Annotated in this window: 1 protein-coding gene; it reads right to left on the bottom strand. The window is 64.4% G+C overall.

The genetic code is table 11. From position 1 onward, the window contains the following. Positions 1 to 58: 58 nt before the first annotated feature. A complete protein-coding gene (locus tag L0963_RS19565; protein WP_234181502.1) occupies positions 59 to 1,255 on the bottom strand; it encodes an IS256 family transposase in 1,197 nt (398 codons plus the stop codon). Positions 1,256 to 1,359: the final 104 nt, after the last annotated feature.

Raw genomic sequence — 1,359 nt, 5'->3', positions numbered from 1 at the left:
GGTCGTGTCCCAGGGGGTGGTGTAGGAACCGTCGATCCGCGGCAGGATCGGGTTCGGGTCAGGCAGCCAGTGCTGGCAGGCTGACTATGGGATTATGGGTCACCGAGCCGATTGTTTCCAGTGTCATGTAGCGACGCGATACTGCCCACTCGTCGTTCTGCTCCAGCATCAGCGCTCCGACGAGGCGGATGACGGCGGCATTGTTTGGGAAGATGCCGATGACGTCGGCCCTTCGCTTGATCTCCTTGTTCACCCTTTCCAGCGGGTTGGTAGACGCGATCTGCGCCCAGTGGTCCTTCGGGAACGCCATGTAGGCGAGCACATCCTCACGCGATGCATCCATCATGTCGGCCAGCTTCGGGAACTTCTCACGCAGGGCGTCGGCAACCTGCTCCCACTGCTGGTGCGCTGCTTCGGGCGTCTCCTGCGCGAAGATCGTCTTGATCATCGCGATCACGGCGGGCCGCTGCTTGGGTGCGGCATGGGCCAGCGCATTGCGCATCCAGTGCACCCGGCAGCGTTGCTGGCTCGCGGCGAACACCTTGCTGGCGGCGGCGCGCAGCCCCTTGTGATCGTCGGCGATGACCAGCTTCACCCCGCGCAGGCCCCGATCGGCCAGCGATCGCAGGAAGGCTTTCCAGAAGGGTTCGGCTTCCGACGGGCCGGTGGCAACGCCCAGAACCTCGCGCCGGCCATCGGTGTTGACGGCAACGGCGATTATCGCCGCCGTCGAGACGATCCGCCCGCCCTCGCGCACCTTGAGATACGTGGCGTCGATCCACAGGTAGGGCCACTCGCCCTCGATCGGCCGCGTCAGGAAGGCGTTCACCCGCTCGTCGATCTCGGCAACCAGGCGGCTGACCTGGCTCTTCGATACGCCGCTGGCACCCATCGCCTTGACCAGATCATCGACCGAGCGGGTCGAGACGCCATGGACGTAGGCCTCCTGGATCACCGCTGCCAAAGCCTTCTCGGCAGTCCGGCGCGGCTCCAGAAAGCTCGGGAAGTAACTGCCCTTGCGCAGCTTCGGGATCGCCAGATCGATCCGGCCCGCCCGAGTGTCCCAGCCCCGTTCGCGGTAGCCGTTGCGGTGGTTCATTCGGGCCGGGCTGCGAGTGCCAGCAGACACGCCGGTCCTCGCCTCGATCTCCAGATCCATCATGCGCTCGGCCGCAAATGCCAACATCTCGCGCACCAAATCGCTATCCGCCCCTTGCTCAATCAGCTCAACAAGGGCCATTCTGTCGTCGGTCATCGTCTTCTTCTCCAGGTTCGAGTTCGCATCCGAACCCTACCAGAAGATCGACGGTGGCCACCCCTTCAGGGAAACCTTCCTACACCACCCCTTGGGACACGACC

Source organism: Sphingopyxis sp. NFH-91 (genome assembly GCF_021401285.1).
Classification (GTDB): Bacteria; Pseudomonadota; Alphaproteobacteria; order Sphingomonadales; family Sphingomonadaceae; genus Sphingopyxis; species Sphingopyxis terrae_A.
The sequence above is the reverse complement of the archived record's forward strand: the minus strand, read 5'-3'. Positions and strand labels throughout refer to the sequence as shown.

What these genes read in the sequence shown, in the direction of transcription:
- L0963_RS19565 (WP_234181502.1), bottom strand. Translation starts at nt 1,255, where the DNA reads ATGACCGACGACAGAATGGCCCTTGTTGAGCTGATTGAGCAAGGGGCG.